Raw genomic sequence first — 18,902 nt, forward strand, 5'->3', positions numbered from 1 at the left:
ATTACCGATGCTCGAAATTAAACAGTCGTCGAGCATTCAGGGTGGTTTGCCGGGCTAATGCTTCGCTGTCGGTGGATAGGAGTCCGGCAATAAACCCGGTGATGTGGGGTAGGTATTTTGGTTCGTTGCGGCGGGATTTCGGTTTCGGTTTAAGCGTTCGGGGCAGTAGATAAGGGCAATCTGTTTCCAACAGAAGTCGATCGGCGGGAATCATTTTAACCAGCTCCCGCAAATGCATTCCACGTCGCTCGTCGCAAATCCACCCGGTTATGCCAATGTATAAGCCCAGATCCAAGTAGTGTTCCAGTTCCGCCTGCGTTCCGGTGAAACAATGAATCACGCCACCTGCCAGTTGCGACATAACGTTTTTTAGCATGCTGAGTTGATCATCGTGAGCGTCTCGCTCGTGTAAGAACAGTGGCATTTTCAATTCCGCTGCTAATTCCAGCTGGCTCTCAAAGGCCTTGCGCTGCTGTTCCGGAGCGGAAAAATTGCGGTTGTAATCCAGTCCTGTTTCACCGATGGCCACCACTTTGCAATCCGCGGCCAGACTTGTTAGCTGCGCTGCGTGCTGCGGTGTCCATTCCTTTGCGTGATGAGGGTGTACTCCGGCGGTGCTGAAGGTGACGTCCGGAAAGCGGCGGCAGAGCTGCACTGCCTGCTGCGATTCCAGCAGATTAGTGCCGGTAATCAGCAGGGTCGTTACGCCACTAGCCACGGCCGATTCGATAACCTGCTCCAGATCCTCGGCAAAGGACTTGTCGGTAAGGTTGACGCCGATATCGGTTAATGGCGAGATCATGAAAACTCCTGAGTGTTAGATTAATGGGGCGCATGTTGTCGTTCAGAGCGAGAATTTTACCTGTTATTTTAAGGGGTTGCCCGCTTTACCTGAGGTTATTTAAGTGCTGTCCGTTGGCCGTTGCGGCTTTGGTCTACACTTTGAATAACGTATACCGTATTTTCCTGTTAATCACTCAAAGTGAAGTATTCCATGCCCAGTATTCTTGACTCAGTAGACCAACGTACGCAATTAGTAGGGGAAAACCGCCTGGAGCTGCTGATGTTTCGACTGCAACGGGGCAGTTTATTTGCGCTGAATGTGTTCAAAATTCAGGAAGTACAAACCCTGCCAAAGTTAACCAACTTACCCCAGAGCCATCCCCATATTGTCGGGGTTACTTATGCCAGAGACCGGACGATACCGGTGATTGATCTGAGTGCGGCTATTGGGATGGGCCAGCTCACAGAGCGGGAAAACTGCAACATTATTATTACGGAATACAATCGGTCTGTGCAGGCGTTTCTGGTGAAGTCGGTGGATCGCATCGTGAATATGAATTGGGAAGAAATCATGCCTCCGCCGAAAGGGGCGGGACGTGCCCATTATCTTACGGCAATCACCAAATACGATGATCAACTGGTGGAGATCATCGATGTTGAGAAAGTGCTGCAGGAAGTGTCGCCGTTCAATACCCAGGTTAACCCGGAAATTCTGGATTCGGGAGTGATCTCGCGTTCGACGGGGCTTGAAGTGTTGGCCGTAGATGATTCCAGCGTAGGTCTGGCACAGGTCCGGGAAACCATTAAACAACTGGGTCTCACCCTGATTTCGGCCAGTGACGGTGCGATGGCACTACGCATGTTGAAACAGTGGGCCGATGAAGGGATTGATGTGCACCGTAAATTAACGATGGTGATCACGGATGCGGAAATGCCGGAGATGGATGGCTATCGCCTGACACGGGAAATACGAAGTGATCCCCGTTTAAAGGACCTTTATGTGATTTTGCATACTTCGCTGAGCGGAAGCTTTAACAAAGCCATGGTCGAAAAAGTAGGCTGCAATGATTTCCTGTCCAAGTTCGAGCCGGACAAATTAGCCATGGCAGCCCAGCAACGGGTACGGGAATACTGTGATCTGTATTCTATAAGCTAGGTACACAGCACCTTATTGATCGCAGCAGGGTTCGAAAGCCGCTTTTATTTCATCCATTCGCGAGCGGTTTTTCCCCATATCACTGTAGCCCACCCGCGATGCCGAGCGGACTTGTACGTTATCCTCGCCTACCAGAAACTCTCCGTCATCCACAAAGCGCATGAGTTTTGTTGTAAACTCCACATGAATATATTGGTCATCCTGGCTGACAATGCGGGTTCGGGGGTAATTATTGATCGTCTGCACCAATTTATTCTTGGCCGCTTCTGCGGTGCCGGTGTATTTCAATACCGGATAGAGGTGATCTTCATCGGTGTTGGTAGAGCTGATGCAGTTGGGTTTGTCACCACAGGCCGATAACTTATTATTCTCGATGCCCCCGGCTACCGGTTGGGATCCGCATCCGGTCTGCGCGAGAGTGGATGTGAACAACAGTGCTAACCAGGCTAGCCGGTGAGTGGGTTGAATGGTCATAGAGCGTTACCTTTAATTGCCTGTGATGAGAAAGTCCACATCGTAACGGTTTTTCAACGGATAGAATAGGCTATGGGATTAGAGTTAAGTACCGCTGCGACAATCCGCAGTTTCATCGGCATCCCATTGACTGAATCCGACCGGCAACTATGCGAAACGCTGGCGGCATCCATGAAATCCCGCGTACCGTCTTCAGTGCGCTGGGTGGCAGGCGATAACTTCCATATCACGTTGTTGTTTTTGGGGAATCAATCGCCTGTAGTGCTTGACGCGCTGGCATCACGATTATCCCTGACGCTCGCTCAACAGCCGTCGTTCGATTTACACACCAAGCACATCAGCACATTCCCTGACGCGAAATCCGGAATACTGGCTCTGGAGCTGAGCCCTTGTGCCGAGTTACTTTTGTTAAGGGATAAGATTCAGCAAGCGGCGCTGAAAACAGGTATACGTGATTTCGACTCCCATTCCTCATTCCGGCCACACATTACACTGGGTCGGTTTCGTTCAAGAACGGAAACGGGTATTTGTAATACGAAAGCGGCTTGCCAATTCCGCGTGCAATCAGTGGCGTTATTCGAGAGTGTGACGAGAGCCGGAGGCGCTCAGTATCGGACGAGATTCAAATTTGATTTTTATTCCGATTGAAAACACAGCGGGTTTATCGTTTGAAGCAACGCCGAACTTTAATAGTGCTATAAAATTCTGGTCGTTAATATTGAACTAAATTGACATAATCGTTGGTTTTTTGTGAATTAGTACCTGAAATTCTAGGTTTTTTGAACTTATTGTTGTAGTAGTATATCGCCGAGTCAGGACGATTTCTGACGTTCCGGCTTGATTGCCAAATCTCTAAATGCATCGCTGAATTCGGTTTCAGCCAGAGTCCCGATCCGGATTCTATCGAAATATTAGAACTCATTGAGGAAATGGAATGCCTATTTCAGACCGGGCCTGGTCACGCCCCTGCATGTTGCTTTTGCTGTGCATCCTTTGTTGCAGTCATGCCGTTGCTGCGGATCGTCCGAATATCGTATTTATATTGGTTGATGATGTGGGTTGGGGTGAGGTTTTTCCTGAAAAGCCAACCACACAGGTGGCTTTGCCTGCGCTCTCATCGCTTGCTTCCCAGGGTATACGGTTCAATGATGCGCACACATCTGCTGCTAAATGTGCTCCGTCCCGTTACAGTATTCTGACCGGCAATTATCAATGGCGAGGTCTACGCTCGTGGGGTCAATGGAATTATAAAGCCGGGTCACAAGTGCTGGATGGACAGGCGACGCTCGCCACGCTATTGAAAGGCGCTGGCTATACCAGTTCTTATATAGGCAAGTCCCATCTTGGCGGTCGGTTTTATGAAAAGGGTAAAAACAGCTTACTCTACAGTAACGATGATGCAAGAGTAGACTTTGCCCGACCAATGCAGCAGGGTTTTAGATGGCTTGGGTTCGACTATTCTTATGCTTTGTTGCGTGGCATCCAGGAAAGCCCCTATGCTTATTTTGAGAATGATCTTTTGGTTGGTAATCCGGCGGACCTGATCACTTTTGAAAAAGGGCACTATCCGCATTCACAAATTCTCAAGTCCGGCCCGGGTCTGCCGGGTTGGAATCAGCGTGATACGGGACCAGAATTACTGAATAAAGCCCTTTCTTTTATCGATTCTCACACTGCCGGCGCATCGGCAGCCTCACCTTTCTTTTTGTACTACAACACGCAGGCTGTGCATGGACCTAATATTCCCCCGGATTCTATTAGCGGCAGGAATGTCGCCGGTGTCAGTGGTATTTCTCCACGGGTTGATATGCTGGTGGAAATCGATGCTGTCGTCGAAGCGGTGACGAACAAGCTACAGTCCCTGGGGCTGCTTGATAACACCATTATTATTTTTTCCAGTGATAACGGAGGTCAGCGCCTCCCCAATGAAACCAGTCTCGGACATGATTCTAACGCTGGGTTGCGTGGTGACAAGGGCACTATCTATGAAGGCGGGCATCGCGTTCCGCTGATTATTAAATGGGGTAATGGATTCAAAAATTCTTCACTGGCGCCAGGTTCTGGAGTGGACGGGCTGGTTGGTGTGCAGGATGTTTTTGCGACTCTGGCTGAGTTGTTTGCTATGCCGGTTGACTCCGATGACGCCAGGGACAGTATTTCATTCCTTCCATTGTTACTCGGTCAAACGGATAAAAGTTCAAGGATTTCGATGATACACGAGGCCGACGCGCCTGAACGAGGCGCTTCAGACGGAATTAAGGGGCGTCACTTTTCCTATCGTTTTCAGGATTGGAAATTGGTTTTTAACGATCAGCATAAGCCGGTGGGGTTGTATAAGATCAGTGATGACCTTTTTGAAAGAAATAACCTGGTCCGGGATTCTCGCTATGCAGGCGTGGTTCAAGATCTGGTCAATAAATTCGAAGACGAGTTTTCAAGTGAGCGCACCTCTGATCCGGTTTCACCTGAGCCACCCATTCCGCCCGGTCCTTCTGATCCACCTGTGAATAGCGCTCCTCAAGTCAATTTTGTTAGCTCCGGTCCCGGCACCTTGCTGCAGGGGGAGAGGTTGGTTCTGAGTGCCACTGCGTCGGATGCTGAGGACGGTGATATTTCTTCCGCGATTCGTTGGTCTTCCAGTTTGGATGGCGATTTAGGAACGGGCAGTTCAATTGATAGAAATGATTTAAGTGTGGGGACGCACACACTGACGGTGTCGGTATCGGATTCCGGTGGGTTGAGCCAGCAATCCAGCTTGACCCTGTCGGTGGTTGCCGGTCCAGATGGGTTTAGTGATGGATTGGCCAGCATTCAAGATTCATTTATCAACGCCAAGTTTCCGAAGGCCAATTTTGGTTCTGGTAACTTTGTGCGTGTCGATTATCTAGAGCCCAAAATAAGCTATTTGCAATTTGATTTGGGCGGCTTGGCGGAGTCGATTCAGTCTGCCAGATTAAGTTTGGCTGTGGATCAGGTGGACAAAGACGGCACAGTCAGCGTACATCTGATTTCCAGCTCTTGGTCCGAAGGTACCTTAAACGGTAAGAGCTTACCGGAAGTTGATGATGCTGTAGTAACGACCTTCCGGGTATCGAAACAGGATGTGGGCAAAAGGGTTTCGGTCGATCTTTCTCTCACCGGCATTCAGTGGCAGCAATTTCCGGCCAGTAATTACGGCATTGCCTTACGTCCGGCGAGTAATGTCAAAGTTTCGTTCAATTCGAAAGAGTCGGGTAATGGCCCCATATTTAAGGTCAGTGCTGATAGTGATCTTATGGATCCTACTCCTGGCCCCGGCCCCACTCCTGGCCCGGAACCCGAACCTGAGCCCGAGCCCGAGCCTGGTCCTGACCCCCAGGATCCTGAGCAGCCGGGTGACATAACGCCGCCCAGAGACGCGGGACCTGATAGTGATGAACCTGAGCCGGCTTCTTCCGGTGGCGGTGGTGGCTCCATGCCATTGGGGCTGATCCTGCTCTACGCAGTCATGCTGGTTGGTAGGCATCGGAAAAGAGTCCGTTTGCGACTTCAGTGAGGTGTTATCGGTAGGTTCATACTCCGGGGCGTCAGTGCCCCGGAGCTTTTGTAGCGGAAATGTTTTCTCCGTATTCTTGCAGCTGATTTTTATCTGTGCGTCAATGAAAATCCCTGGAATGAGTTTCAAGCTCTCCCAGCAGGTAACTGCAATCGGTAATTTCTCCGGCAATGACGTGAATCACGCTGCCTTCCCGCTCCACCACACCTTTAATTTTCATCAAACGGGAATGCACCACAGTTGCCCGGTTACGTTCTACTAAATCCCGCCACACCACGATATTGCTGTTTCCGGTTTCGTCTTCCAGAGTAATGAAAACCACGCCGGTGGCAGTGCCTGGACGCTGCCGTCCGGTAACGATACCGGCGATGCGGACAAAACGTTTATGTCCCATGGCATATAGGTCCTGATGTCGTTTGCAGCCTTTCAGATCCGGGTGCTCGCGCAGTAAGGACATCGGGTGTCGTCCCAAGGTGAGTCCCAGGCTGTGATAATCTTCACTGAGATTGTCGGCTTCGCCAGGGGGGGGCAGCGTGACCGCCGTTTCCCGTTGTTGCTGTTGCTGTAGCAGTGGTGATTCCTGCTGTAGTCCCTGGGTTTCCCATCGAGCCTGAAAGCGGTGTTGTTGAAAACAGCTAAATGCATCGGCATGGGCGAGGGCATCCAGATCCCGTTTATTGAGCTTACAGCGTTGTATTAAGTCTTGTAACGAGCTGAAGGGGTGGTGCTCCCGTTGCAGCAGCAGCGTATCGACACCTTGTCGTGACAGGTTCTTCACTAACCTGAAGCCCAGTCGGATGGCTGGCTGTTGCTGGGGTTGCTGCGCCTGGGCATCGCTTTCCAGGCTGTGGTCCCACTGGCTTTTTAAGGCGTCCACTGCGCGTACTTCTACCTGATGACGTTTGATGTCCTGTACCAGTTGCGATGGTGAATAGAACCCCATGGGTTGGCTGTTCAGCAGGGCGCAGCAAAAGGCCGCTGGCTCATGGCATTTCAGCCAGGCAGAGGCATAGACCAGTAAAGCAAAACTGGCGGCGTGAGATTCCGGAAAACCGTATTCACCAAAGCCTCGAATCTGGGAAATAATGCGCCGTGAAAAGTCTTCAGAATAACCACGGGACAATAAACCGTGGGCGAGCTTTGCTTCGTAGGGTTGTAACTGACCTTTGCGTTTCCAGGCGGCCATGGCGCGGCGTAATTGATCTGCTTCTCCGGCACTGAAGCCCGCAGCCACCATCGCCAACTCAATGACCTGTTCCTGAAAAATGGGCACACCCAGGGTGCGTTCCAAGACGTGTCGCACTTCGTCGCTGACATAGTGAACCTGCTCCAGGCCCTGACGCCTTCGCAGATAGGGGTGCACCATATCCCCCTGAATCGGTCCTGGCCGTACAATGGCCACTTCAATCACCAGATCGTAGAAACAGGCGGGTTTGAGGCGGGGTAGCATCGCCATCTGGGCACGGGATTCCACCTGAAACACGCCGACGCTGTCGCCGCGTTGCAGCAGTTCATAGGTTGCCGGGTTTTCCTGCGGCAGAGTGGAGAGCGTCCAGCGTTGCCCGCGTATTTGTTCGATGAGATCAAAGCTCTTACGAATGGCGCTGAGCATACCCAACCCCAGAACGTCGATTTTCATTAAACTCAAGGCTTCGATATCGTCTTTATCCCATTGCACTACGGTACGCTCCGGCATGGACGCATTTTCAATGGGCACTAACTGATCCAGTGGCCCGGCGGAAATAATAAACCCGCCTACATGCTGCGACAGATGACGAGGGAACCCGAGCAATGTATCCACCAGGGATTTGAAACGCTGAATACGGGGGTTGCGAATATCGATTCCCAATTCGGTTAACCGTTGCGGGAGTTGCTCCTGCTTATCCCACCAGGCGATGGATTTCGACAGTTGATCCAGTAACGTTTGATCAAACCCCATGGCTTTACCAACATCACGAATCGCACTTTTGATACGGTAAGTGATTAAAGTCGCGGTTAACGCTGCGCGCTGGCGCCCGTATTTACGATAAATAAACTGAATGACTTCTTCACGTCGTTCGTGCTCAAAATCCACATCAATATCCGGCGGCTCATTACGTTCTTTGGAAATAAAACGTTCGAACAATAACGAGCTTTTGGCGGGGTCTACTTCGGTGATAAACAAACAAAAGCATACGGCTGAATTAGCAGCTGAGCCTCTGCCTTGACAGAGAATGTTCTGGCTGCGGGCAAACTGTACAATGTCGTATACGGTGAGAAAATAGTATTCGTAATTCAGCTCATTGATCAGTCCCAGTTCTTTTTCCAGTAAACTCCGGACATGGGGTGTTACCCCCTCTGGCCAACGATGTTGCGCGCCGCTTTCTACTAACCGGCGTAAATAGGATTGCGCGCTGTGGCCGGGTGGAACCACTTCATGAGGGTATTCATAGCGCAGCTCCTGCAGGGAAAACTGACATAATTGTGTGATCACCTGCGTTTGCTCGATGGCGGCCTGGGGGAAGTAACGTTGTATTTCTTCAACAGGGCGCAGGCTGCTTTCGCGGTTGGCATGCAATTGAAAACCGGCGCTGTGAATATGGGTGTTGAGGCGGATGGCGGTGACAATATCCTGCAGTGGTTGCCGTGAGGGGTGGTGAGTGTGTACCTGCCCGCACGCCACCAGCGGTAAACCCAGTTGCAGTGCCAGTTGTTGTCGCTGTCGGCAGCGTTGCTGGTCTTGTGGGTTCAGGTTGTTCTCCAGTCCTATCCACAGTCGCTGTGGAGCTGCATCCACTAATGCTTGCCGGTGGCTGTTTGCAGACCTGCTTTCTGTAGGTTGGCATTGGCCCAGGGAAGGGAACCAGATAAACAGGCATTCGCTCGTCAGGGGGGAAAGATCAGCTAATTTTAATTGGTAGTGCCCCTTTTCAGCCCGGCGGCGAGCCAGGGTGATCAGGGTGCAGAGCTGCCCGTAAGCGCGGCGGGTAGGGGCCAGTATGACGAAGTGAAAGCCCTCTTCACTGATAAAATCACTGCCGATGATTAAACGAATATCCGGGTGTTGTCGGGCTTCGACATGGGCCCGTACTACACCGGCTACGGAGCACTCATCGGTAACGGCAAGACCGGGGTAACCCAGCGCAGAGGCTTGTTTTACCAGTTCTTCCGGGTGGGATGCGCCTTTCAGGAAACTGAAGTTGGAATAACAATGAAGTTCGGAATATGTCATAAATTTGCTGCCCCGCAATATACTGTAATAATATACAGTATATTGCGGGGCAGCAAATCAGCTTAATCCCAGCGGGGTTTCAAGCGATCCCAGGTATAGCGCAACATCCAGCGATCCCAGTCGGTTACTTCAAAAGCACTGCCGGCCACCATTACGCTATAAGGTTCCGGGGTCGATTGCGTCCATGTTCTCCAGTTGTAGTAATCAGGAAAACCAAAACCGTGTCCCATCTCATGTAAAAAAATATGCAGGTTTTCCGATTTAACCTGCCCAGTGAAATAGGACCGGCCAACGCGCTGACCCCAGTCGCCGCCAGCGCCGCCGTTCATGCCCTCGGTTAACCACAGCGATTGATCGTAGTGGTTGGCTTTGCCACCCGGGCACTGAGGGTAGCTGTAACCCGCTTCCTGATGAAAAAATCGGCCGCACACCTGTGCACATTGGGGTGCATTTTCATAATAGTCACCCACGTAAACCGGGACCGGGTCATCATTCCATTGCAGCGTAGAACGGTTCCGCACGGCCCAACCAACGACATTCACATCAATGTGTTGGTGGGGGAAATGATTGTAGCCGGCTAGCTTGCTGAACCAGGCGTTCACATTGCGGCGTAATGCCGCTTCTATGTCGTCCCGAAGGTCAGGGGAGACAGGCACGTCCGATTCATAGCGGACACAGTAATTCAATTTCCCGTTATTTTGCATTACCTGGTCGAGAATGGTGTTGTAGAACCCGCTGATACTTCCGTTGCGTGGACGCGCTCCGGTTTTACCTTCAAAACCTCCTGTCATCTCCTTCCAAGTAAGCTCAATACTGTTAACCATATCCGGTGGTACGTCATCCCATTGGGTGCCTGGCGATGTGATCGGAGGATCGCCAGGCACATCATCATCCGTATTTGGATTGTCATTTCCGGGGTATGGGTTAAAGGCGGCTGCGTTGACTGAAAATATTATGCATGTGGCCGTAATGCATGCTTGAAAAGCCCTGTTCACAAGTGATTCTCCCTGTCGTTCCATAAACAAAAAATCCTTGTAGCATAAGGCCAGATATTGATGCAGAACTCATCATGAAAATAACGGTTACGTTCAGTTTTGTGATCTGTCCGACAAACAGGATCTGGCCCTTGCGGTCCATGCCGGGAGGGGATGCGTAGCGCGAAACTCAGGCATTCAGATTCAGTTAAGGTCGTACTTGTAGTTTGGAATCGTTGCCACTACGGGCGACGTCTTTTAACTAGAGGAATTTACTATGAACACGCGCAATGCGATATTGGTCTCATGCTTGCTCCTGGGTGCTGTAAATGTTGTCCATGCAGACGACGACATTGGTCCTGGAGAGACAGAGGAATTACTGAAAGCCGGAACCATCAAACCCATTGAGCAGTTGAATACGGCGGCTCTTTCCAACCATCCTGATGCGATGATCGGGGATACTGAACTTGAAAACGAGTATGGTAAATATGTATATAAAGTGGAGTTACGTGATTCTGCAGGCCAGGAATGGGAGGTGGACATCGATGCCAGTAGTGGCGCAGTGCTTGCCGACAAACAGGACGATTGAGGTAGGATGACGTTCCTGCGGTTAGCCTTGCCGGTCGTGCTCGCCTGTGCGATGAGTGCGGCCGGAGCAGAGGATATTGATCATGATGATGCGTTGAGTTTGCGTCGCAGCGGCGCTTTGTTGCCGTTGCAAACCTTGTTGTTGAAAGTGCGCGAGCATTATCCCGGTGCTACCTTGCTGGAGGCCGAGCTTGAGCGGGACGACGGACTGTATATTTATGAGTTGGAAGTGCTTACGGCATCTGGTCAGGTTCGTGAGCTGGAATTCAATGCAGGCAATGGCGATTTGCTGGAGGACGAGGTTGACGATTGATGCGTTTGCTACTGGTTGAGGATAATGTGGTTTTGGCCGAGGAGTTGCTGTCGCGGCTGCAGCAGGCAGGTTATGCCGTGGACTGGTTGGCGGACGGGCGGGATGCCAGCATTCGTGCCCATGATGAAAACTACGATATTGCCGTGCTGGACTTGGGTTTGCCGGGACGCTCCGGGCTTGATGTGCTCAAGGACTGGCGTGCAGCAGGGCTGCCGCTTTGTGTTTTGATTTTAACGGCCCGTGACAGTTTTGCTGACCGCATTACAGGGTTGCGAGCGGGAGCTGATGACTACCTTACCAAACCGTTTCACCCTGACGAACTTTTGTTGCGGGTGCAGTCATTGCTGCGTCGTTACCACGGGCAGAATAACGCGCCGAAGCTGGTGGTCGGTGCAATTGCACTCGATGAAGACCGGCAGGTGGTGGAATGTAACGGTTCGATAGAAGCGCTGAGTGGTGCAGAGTTTCGTTTGCTTCGTTATTTTATGCTGAACTCCGGACGGATACTCACGCGTAGCCAGCTTGAAGATCATCTTTACGATGGCGAACGCGAGCGCGACAGTAACGTGCTCGAGGTACTGGTGAATCGCCTGCGACGTAAGTTAGGACGTGAACACATCCAGACTCACCGGGGGCAGGGCTATTGTTTTGTGGGCACCGCCACGCAGCGTGGTTTATGAATGCGTAGCAACTCGAAAACTGCCTCGATAGGGCGTCAACTGAGTTTCGGGTTGGCAGCAAGTTTGGTGCTGGGGGCGGTTTTGTTGGGGGTAGTGGCCACCGTGTTGTTTGAACGGGCTGTACGCAATTACGCCCTGGAAAATCTCGAATACGAATCCCGCACGGTGCTGACGGCAATCGCAAATGGCACGCAAGGGGTGTACCTGGATGACGCTAGACTTTCTCCGGCTTACCTGACTCCGTTTTCCGGCCGCTATTATGTGGTTGAGATCGAGGGGGAGCGGTGGCGATCGCGCTCACTTTGGGACGCTGAGTTACCCGTGCTTACAGAACCGGGTCCGGCGCCCGGCTTGATCGACGGTCCGGAGCACCAACGCTTGTTGTATCTGCGATCGGATTTTCGGCGTTACGGTAAATCGTTTTCCATTCTGGTGGCCACGGATATGGCTCCGTTACTCGCGGAGTTTAATGAAATCGGGCTGTTGTTGCTGGCTCTGGGTTTGGCTGTGGTAGTGGTGCTGATTTATATGCAGTATCGGGTCATGCGCCGGGTAGCACTCCGTCCGCTGCAGCAGGCACAGTTACAGCTCCAGCAGTTGCAGCGCGGTGAGCGGGAATTGCTGGATTCCGAGGCGCCGCTTGAGCTGCAGCCTTTGATTGATGAAATCAACCGTTTACTGGATTACATGCGTGTGTCACTGCTCCGGTCACGTAACGCTTTGGGTAACCTCGGGCACGCCCTCAAAACGCCACTGGCGGTATTGATTAGCGTCGCCGAGCGTGCTGATCCGCAACTACGCGAAACCCTGCAACACCAACTTGCTCAGATGCAACGCCGCATCACTCGTGAACTGGGGCGTGCCCGAACCGCAGGCGAAGTCAGGGGAGGAGAGCATTTTAATCCCCGTGAGGTCGTTCCGTTACTGCTAGACAGTCTGGAGCGTGCACATAGGCGTGAGCTGACTTATGACTGGCAGGTGCCTGCGGGCACGTTGCCTTTGGAGCATGATGATATGCTCGAATTGTTGGGCAATTTGCTCGACAATTCCTGTAAGTGGGCACAAACACAGGTCCGGCTGAGGATTGAATGCCCGCATTCGCAGATCCTGATCAGAATTGAAGATGACGGGCCGGGTATCGCAGAGACCCAGTACGACGAAGCTCTTGCACGGGGCGGTCGCCTGGACGAACAGATGGAGGGTCACGGTCTGGGGCTCGGCATTGCTCAGGATATTATCGCAGCGTATCACGGTGAGTTAGAACTCGCCCGAAGCTCGCTCGGCGGATTGTCGGTCAGTGTTTGTTTGCCGCTAATCGGGGGGCGTGGTGCAGCGTAGCGACACGACAGTATCGCTACGCATTTCTGGCGGGTAAACTTGGCTTGTTCAACCGGGTGCCAATACCTGCCGATCCAGCTCCAGCATCATCGCCGATGGTAATTGCAGCGCGCTGCCCAGTTGATCCAGCCAGGCTCTTTCCATGGGGTTCTGGTCATCAATCATTACTGCGCTGACCAGATATATTTCCCGTGCCGCCTGGGGAGAGTCGGCCTGGGCGGCCAGTGCAGCCGCATCCAGTGGTGCATCAAACTGTTGCTGAAGCCATGCTTGTAGTTCGTCGTCGGGACCGAGCTTTTCGATTTCCCGGGTCAGTAAAGCCCGCTCATCTGCATCGATATGGCCATCAGCCCGAGCGGCCATGATCATTGCTTGCAGGATTTCCAGCCCCCGTTGCTGTTCAGCTTGTCCTTGCAGTTGTTCCAGAGGTTGCCCTTGGGTCTTGCTGGTTGATTGCGCTTGACCTACACCATTCTGGTGATTCTGATAGGCTTTCCAGGCCAGCACACCGATGCCGGCCAATGCCCCATATTTTAGTGCCTTGGTTCCCATCTTCCGACCCCGTTTCGAGCCGACCAGTAATCCCAGCGCGCCTCCGCCGAGCAAGCTTTTTATATCAACGCCTCCGGGGGCACTCTGACTCCCCTGGAGTTGCGAGGTGACACTATTGATAATCTGATTCACATTGACTCCCGAGCCCTGGCGATTGCCTGACGTCTGGCCGGATGCCTGCTGGAGTAACTGGTTCAAGATTGAGGATACATTCATAGGGCAACTCCCTGATTTAAAAACGGGTTAAAATTCAGTTGTTTGACCCCGTTTTTACGTCATGGTTTCCAATCTTGCCTATCGATTTATCCATGGGCTTAGCATGCGTCGCACCCCGGTTGACTTCAAATAACTCTCTCATGTTGAGAAATGGCTTTTCGATCAGAAGCCAGCAGACCAGGCCGAGCAGGATGGAAAGCAGCAGAGAAATAAACGCGCCGGATGACACCCCGATCACCAGTGCTTCTGCGGCAGGAAGTTCATAGTGTTTAATCATTTTATTGACCTGAAACATCACCAGCAGAATCACAATAAAGTGAATTAAATACATGGAATAAGTGAGTTGGCCCAATGGGTGCCAGATTCGCAGTGAATAGAATTTTGCGATCCAACGAAAGTGATCGAAATTCAGGAATACGGATAACATAAACCAAGTAAAGGCGGCGCAGAATACGGTGCGGTGAAAGATAACATACAGCCGCAAGCCGCCACCGGATTCACTGTAGTGCTCGCCTAGTATGGGGAAATACATGAAAAACACGATAATGGACATGGCGATTATATTCAAAAGCAATGCCCGATGTCGGGAGGCGGCGACCCAAGTGCATATGGTTTGTTGGTGGAAACAGTAACCGTAGCCTGCCATAACGCCCAGTACGAAGGGTCCGTAGCGGGTAGCCAGGTTGTCGTAGAGCTTGCCGTAGAACACCAGTGAAACTTCCTTTTCCGACAGCATCGCACGGTAGTTGGCGTTCCAAAGCTCATCATAGTAATACAAGACACCGCCACGAATGAGCAAGGAAGCGACCAGTAAGCCCAGCATGATTTTTATAAAAGAGCGTTGTGGTGTTTTGTGAATAAACAGCAAAATCAGCGGCAGTAATAAATAGAATTGCTCTTCTACGGCCAGCGTCCAGGTCCATTGCAGGGCCATTTTATCAGGCGAGAGAAAATTATTAACATACAGCAGGTTAGTCCAGGCCCACTCATAGTTATTGGCTTTGCTTGCCCAAAAAATCATGACGATTAATGCGTACACCGGAGTAAGCCTGAGATAACGCCGGAAGTAGAAACGTTTCAGTCGAATATCGCCGCTTTTGTTTAATTCCTTGAGTAGAATAACGCTGATCAAAAAGCCGCTGACCACGAAGAACAGATCTACTGCTTTATCGGCATTCCAGATCCAGTACAGGTAAAAGGGGGCATCGTCCAGCGCCTGAAAGAATACGCTTTTCCCATTGTAAAGTGCGTACACAAACACCGTATGCGCAACCAGAATCCAGACAAAGCCGAAAAAGCGCAATCCGTTGATAAGATAAAATGTACCGGAGCTGTGCTCATTGAGTGCGCTAAGGTTTTTCTTAACGGACCAATAGCGCAACCAGGAAGGTTTGGTTAATGACATTTTTTTTATATTTATTAGTAGATGTCTTTAGTCTAGTTCAAGCTAACCGGTCCCGCTTAGCATTCAAAGTAATAACTTGTTGTGAAATGTAGCTTGGTACGGCTAAGTTGTTGAATCCGGTGTTGCTAAGGGTATTGTGCTTATTTTGCATTTTTCTGTAGCGATTAAGCAGAAAAGATACCGTGTAAAAACCAGTGTTGATTATCGCGATCCCGATACACCCAAAAGCGTTGCCCGTTGCCGTGGAGGGCAATAAAGTAGTCCCGGTTGATCGGCTTGTTGTCCCACCAGCCGGTTTCAATCCGCTCCGGCCCTTTTAACAGCTGCAGGGGATGGTCATATAGAGGCAGTCCTTTTTTACTGCGCAGTTTTTGCGGGTGCGTCAATAGCCAGAACGGGCGCTGTTCTGCAGGGTGCTGCAAGACTTCACCCTGGCCAGGAGTGGCGCTGGACCAACTGTATTCCGGCCGGTGGTCGGCTACCATGCCCAGACCGTGTACCTGTTTATCGCCTAATCGTGCCTTGAGGCGATCCACTAACTGATAACGACTAACGCCGTTGTTCTGGTGCTGGCTGAATAAATCGCCTTGAGTGGTGTTCAAGGGCAGAAATTGCTGTGCGCTCAGTTGCAGGTTGAGCACCGGCGCCTGCAGTTTCAGGTTTTCCAGCTTTAATTGCACCAATGGCAACATATCGGACAGACGATGTACCGGCGCGGCAAAGTGCATGTGCCAGGATTGCCGGGACCGGTTGCGCAATGCCAGAGAAAACAATAGATGGTTGAGGCTGAGTTGACGTGCGGTCAGGTAGTGTTCCAGCCGGCTGAGCAGGTGCCGGATCGGAAACAGTAAAGCCTGGCTGCTTTCGATTTCTTGCACAAATTCCAGTTCCGCACTGAATTGTTCCGGTAAAACCCAATTTGGCAGAGGGTCTGCCTGCTGTCCCAGTAAGCGGTTCAGGTAGCCGCTGAACTCAATACCAAACCGCTTCGATAGAGTATCCCGAGGTAGTTCTGTTAACTGGCTCAGGGTTTTCAGCCCCATGCTATAGAGCAGCGCTTTTTGCGCTGCGGGAATACTCAGCCATTGCACATCGTAGTCGGGTAAATCCTGCAGCGAAAAAAAAAGCGCCCGGTTGCAGCCTTCGTGAGCCTGGGCAAACAGCAGAGCAGCCATGGGGGTTTCGCAAAAGGTTAAGGCGAAAGGTTCAAATCCAGGGGGAAGACGCTGTAATAGACGTTGCGCCAGAGCGTGTTGCCCTTGAAACAGTTTCAGTGAATGGCTGACTTCCAGCAGCAGACTATGGCTACCGTGGGTCTGGATATGAGGGGTGAATTCATAGGCCCAGTTAGCCAGTTGTTGCAGGGCTTTACTTTCCGCGCGTTGATCATAGACCTGACAATGCAGTTCATTCACCAGGCCTTGAGCGGTGGGGATAGTCATGCCTGGGATTACACCGGCCTGCAATGCCAACGAGTTGGCATGCAGCACCAGCCGCTGGTTTTTGCGGGTGATTTCCACCACCGAAGGCTGCGGCCGGGGGAGCCCTTGTTCCACCAGGTTCAGAGCCAGTGCCGGAAAGTGTAAACAAGCCCATAACATGTCAGTTCAGTGCTAACCAATCGCTGCCCCAATGTCCTTTGCATTTCACTACGCGTACTTGGAGGTGTTGTTGCAGGGGGCCCATTTGCAAGCGCAGCGGAGCCGGTGAGGGTTGTTGCAGGTGGCTGTCCGGGCGCATTAACAGACCCAGGCTCCGACCTTTTTGTGCCGCCAGTTGCAGCCGCCGGATTTGCTTTGGCAAGGGGTTGCCGGGCCAGCCTTGCACCGCGCTGCAGGCACCTGAGCTGAGGCATTGCTCCATGGCCCATAAAATGGATTGATCATCCCGGCAGTGCACTACCAGGGTGTTTTCTAATTGGATGCCCTGCTGCTGCAATGCCGGAGCATAGGGCAGCCAGGGCGGGTTGACCCACACCAGCCAGCGTGATTGCTGACTGAGCAGGGCCAGTGCTGAGGAGAGCAGTTCCGTTTCGCCGCAGCCCCAATGAGGGCAGAGGATTTCAGCGACATTATCGGTTGGAAGACCGCCTGCGGGAAGCGCCTGATCCAGAGCGCTAAAGCCGCTGGGCAGGGTGTCGGTTTGTTGTTGCCGGTACTGCCGTGAACGCGCTGTATCAGCGGCACGCCAGATGGCGGGGTGCTGTAATAACTGGTTCAGGTTCGCTTTGGCCGCAGACATGTCGTACACTCAATAACATGGAATACTGTAATTATATACAGTATTGAGGTTGCAGCAAGAGACTTTTGCAGGAAAATAACCCCCCCCGGGCAGTGTGGTCACCGGGGGTGGAAAAGAGGATTTTTCGGCTTACTCTTCGCTGGTTGAGCCGATCTTATGAATGGCTAAATCAGCACCGATGAACTCAGCTTCTTCATCCAGTCGCAAGCCAATTACGGCTTTTACAACACCGTATATGATAAAACCACCAATCAGCGCAATCGCGATGCCAGCCGCGGTACCGATGAGTTGCGATACCAAGCTCACCCCGCCTAAGCCTCCCATCCCTTCAGCCCCGAAGATGCCAGCAGCAATACCGCCCCAGGCACCGCAAAGGCCGTGTAGCGGCCAGACACCCAATACATCATCAAACTTGGGAAATTTGTTTTGGGCGGTAGTGAAGACAAATACAAACAAACCGCCAGCTACGCCACCCACAATCAGGGAACCGATCGGATGCATCAGATCCGATCCCGCACACACGGCCACCAAGCCGGCCAACGGGCCGTTATGAATAAAGCCCGGATCGTTGCGCCCGACCACCAACGCCACAACGGTACCGCCGACCATGGCCATCAGGCTATTAACAGCCACTAGCCCGGAAATACCGTCCAGGGTTTGGGCCGACATCACGTTAAAACCGAACCAGCCTACTGTCAGAATCCAGGCCCCTAGCGCTAAAAAGGGTATATTCGAAGGGGCAAAAGCCATGACCTTTCCATCCCGATAGCGGCCCTTACGCGAACCCAGTAACGCAACTGCCGCGAACGCAATCCAGCCGCCGACCCCATGCACTACTACGGATCCGGCAAAGTCATGAAAGCCTGCGCCGAATTGTTCTTCCAACCATGCTTGGAAGCCATAGTTGCCGTTCCAGATCAAGCCCTCGAAGAAGGGGTATACAACGGCAACGATGAGCGCTGACGATAGCAGCATGGGATAAAACCGGGCCCGTTCAGCAATGCCGCCGGACACAATCGCCGGAATTGCAGCAGCAAAGGTCAGGAGGAAAAAAAACTTAACCAGTTCATAGCCGTTATTTTGGGTCAGTTCAGCAGCACCCGCAAAGAAATCGACGCCATAGGCCACCTGATAACCAATAAAGAAATAAGCCAGAGTGGATATACCAAAATCGGTCATGATTTTAACGAGCGCATTAACCTGGTTTTTATGGCGAACGGTGCCCACCTCCAGGAATGCGAATCCGGCGTGCATGGCCAAAACCATGATTGCTCCCAGCAAGATGAACATGGTGTTGGCACCGTTCATCATTGTTTCAACAGCGGAATTAATGCTGTCGAGATTAAGTGTGTTCAAAGTACTTCCCCTATTAGTGATTCAGTCAATTTGTTCAAGCGCAACAATCAAGAACATCGTAATGTGCAACGGACACCCGG

General features: G+C 51.8%; 16 protein-coding genes. 7 read left to right on the forward strand and 9 right to left on the reverse strand.

Translation table 11 applies throughout. The annotated features are described in order from the left end of the window. Nucleotide 1 precedes the first annotated feature (1 nt). Nucleotides 2-802: a TatD family hydrolase gene (locus FT643_RS20075; protein WP_156873206.1), complete on the reverse strand. Its 801-nt coding sequence runs from the start codon at nt 800-802 to the stop codon at nt 2-4. 192 nt (nt 803-994) lie between these two features. Here FT643_RS20075 and FT643_RS20080 point away from each other — a divergent pair, with 192 nt between their 5' ends. Beyond that, a complete protein-coding gene (locus FT643_RS20080; RefSeq protein WP_156873207.1) occupies nt 995-1,939 on the forward strand; it encodes a chemotaxis protein CheV in 945 nt (314 codons plus the stop codon). 12 nt (nt 1,940-1,951) lie between these two features. Here FT643_RS20080 and FT643_RS20085 read toward each other — a convergent pair whose 3' ends face one another. Further along, nucleotides 1,952-2,413, reverse strand: a complete 462-nt coding sequence (locus FT643_RS20085) for a DUF1499 domain-containing protein (RefSeq protein WP_156873208.1) — start codon at nt 2,411-2,413, stop codon at nt 1,952-1,954. A 72-nt stretch (nt 2,414-2,485) separates the two neighbouring features. Here FT643_RS20085 and thpR point away from each other — a divergent pair, with 72 nt between their 5' ends. After that, nucleotides 2,486-3,061, forward strand: a complete 576-nt coding sequence (gene thpR, locus FT643_RS20090; protein WP_156873209.1) for an RNA 2',3'-cyclic phosphodiesterase — start codon at nt 2,486-2,488, stop codon at nt 3,059-3,061. Nucleotides 3,062-3,347: 286 nt separating this feature from the next. Continuing rightward, nucleotides 3,348-5,948 (forward strand): sulfatase-like hydrolase/transferase, encoded by a 2,601-nt coding sequence (locus FT643_RS20095; RefSeq protein ID WP_156873210.1) that lies wholly within the window; start codon nt 3,348-3,350, stop codon nt 5,946-5,948. 100 nt (nt 5,949-6,048) lie between these two features. Here the strand turns inward: FT643_RS20095 and FT643_RS20100 are convergent, their stop codons facing one another. Both FT643_RS20100 and FT643_RS20105 read right to left on the reverse strand, forming a co-directional pair. After that, complete coding sequence (locus tag FT643_RS20100; RefSeq protein ID WP_156873211.1) at nt 6,049-9,159, reverse strand: error-prone DNA polymerase; 3,111 nt, start codon at nt 9,157-9,159, stop codon at nt 6,049-6,051. Between the two features lie 62 nt (nt 9,160-9,221). Further along, nucleotides 9,222-10,154, reverse strand: coding sequence for a hypothetical protein (locus FT643_RS20105; RefSeq protein ID WP_156873212.1), 933 nt, complete (start codon nt 10,152-10,154; stop codon nt 9,222-9,224). A gap of 256 nt (nt 10,155-10,410) precedes the next feature. Here FT643_RS20105 and FT643_RS20110 point away from each other — a divergent pair, with 256 nt between their 5' ends. From FT643_RS20110 to FT643_RS20125, 4 genes are read left to right on the forward strand one after another with little or no spacing between them, the layout of a single operon-like run. After that, nucleotides 10,411-10,722 carry a PepSY domain-containing protein gene (locus FT643_RS20110; protein ID WP_156873213.1) on the forward strand — a complete coding sequence of 104 codons (312 nt, stop codon included), beginning with the start codon at nt 10,411-10,413 and terminating at the stop codon, nt 10,720-10,722. A 6-nt stretch (nt 10,723-10,728) separates the two neighbouring features. After that, nucleotides 10,729-11,034, forward strand: a complete 306-nt coding sequence (locus FT643_RS20115; RefSeq protein WP_156873214.1) for a PepSY domain-containing protein — start codon at nt 10,729-10,731, stop codon at nt 11,032-11,034. Next, nucleotides 11,034-11,714: a response regulator transcription factor gene (locus FT643_RS20120; protein ID WP_156873215.1), complete on the forward strand. Its 681-nt coding sequence runs from the start codon at nt 11,034-11,036 to the stop codon at nt 11,712-11,714. The genes FT643_RS20115 and FT643_RS20120 overlap by 1 nt, the downstream gene beginning before the upstream one ends. Beyond that, on the forward strand, nt 11,715-13,052 hold the full coding sequence (locus tag FT643_RS20125) for an ATP-binding protein (protein WP_156873216.1): 1,338 nt from the start codon (nt 11,715-11,717) through the stop codon (nt 13,050-13,052). A 48-nt stretch (nt 13,053-13,100) separates the two neighbouring features. On the opposite strand, the gene FT643_RS20130 is transcribed toward FT643_RS20125, so the two are convergent. From FT643_RS20130 to FT643_RS20150, 5 genes are all read right to left on the reverse strand, one after another. After that, a complete protein-coding gene (locus FT643_RS20130; RefSeq protein WP_156873217.1) occupies nt 13,101-13,820 on the reverse strand; it encodes a tellurite resistance TerB family protein in 720 nt (239 codons plus the stop codon). Between the two features lie 34 nt (nt 13,821-13,854). Beyond that, a complete protein-coding gene (locus FT643_RS20135; RefSeq protein WP_156873218.1) occupies nt 13,855-15,225 on the reverse strand; it encodes an acyltransferase family protein in 1,371 nt (456 codons plus the stop codon). Between the two features lie 164 nt (nt 15,226-15,389). Then, nucleotides 15,390-16,826 carry a Y-family DNA polymerase gene (locus tag FT643_RS20140; RefSeq protein WP_156873219.1) on the reverse strand — a complete coding sequence of 479 codons (1,437 nt, stop codon included), beginning with the start codon at nt 16,824-16,826 and terminating at the stop codon, nt 15,390-15,392. Between the two features lies 1 nt (nt 16,827). After that, entirely contained in the window at nt 16,828-17,466 is a 639-nt protein-coding gene (gene imuA, locus FT643_RS20145) for a translesion DNA synthesis-associated protein ImuA (RefSeq protein WP_156873220.1), read from the reverse strand. A 129-nt stretch (nt 17,467-17,595) separates the two neighbouring features. Further along, nucleotides 17,596-18,777 (reverse strand): ammonium transporter, encoded by a 1,182-nt coding sequence (locus FT643_RS20150; RefSeq protein WP_156873223.1) that lies wholly within the window; start codon nt 18,775-18,777, stop codon nt 17,596-17,598. Between the last annotated feature and the right edge of the window lie 125 nt (nt 18,778-18,902).

The organism is Ketobacter sp. MCCC 1A13808, assembly GCF_009746715.1.
Taxonomy (GTDB): Bacteria; Pseudomonadota; Gammaproteobacteria; order Pseudomonadales; family Ketobacteraceae; genus Ketobacter.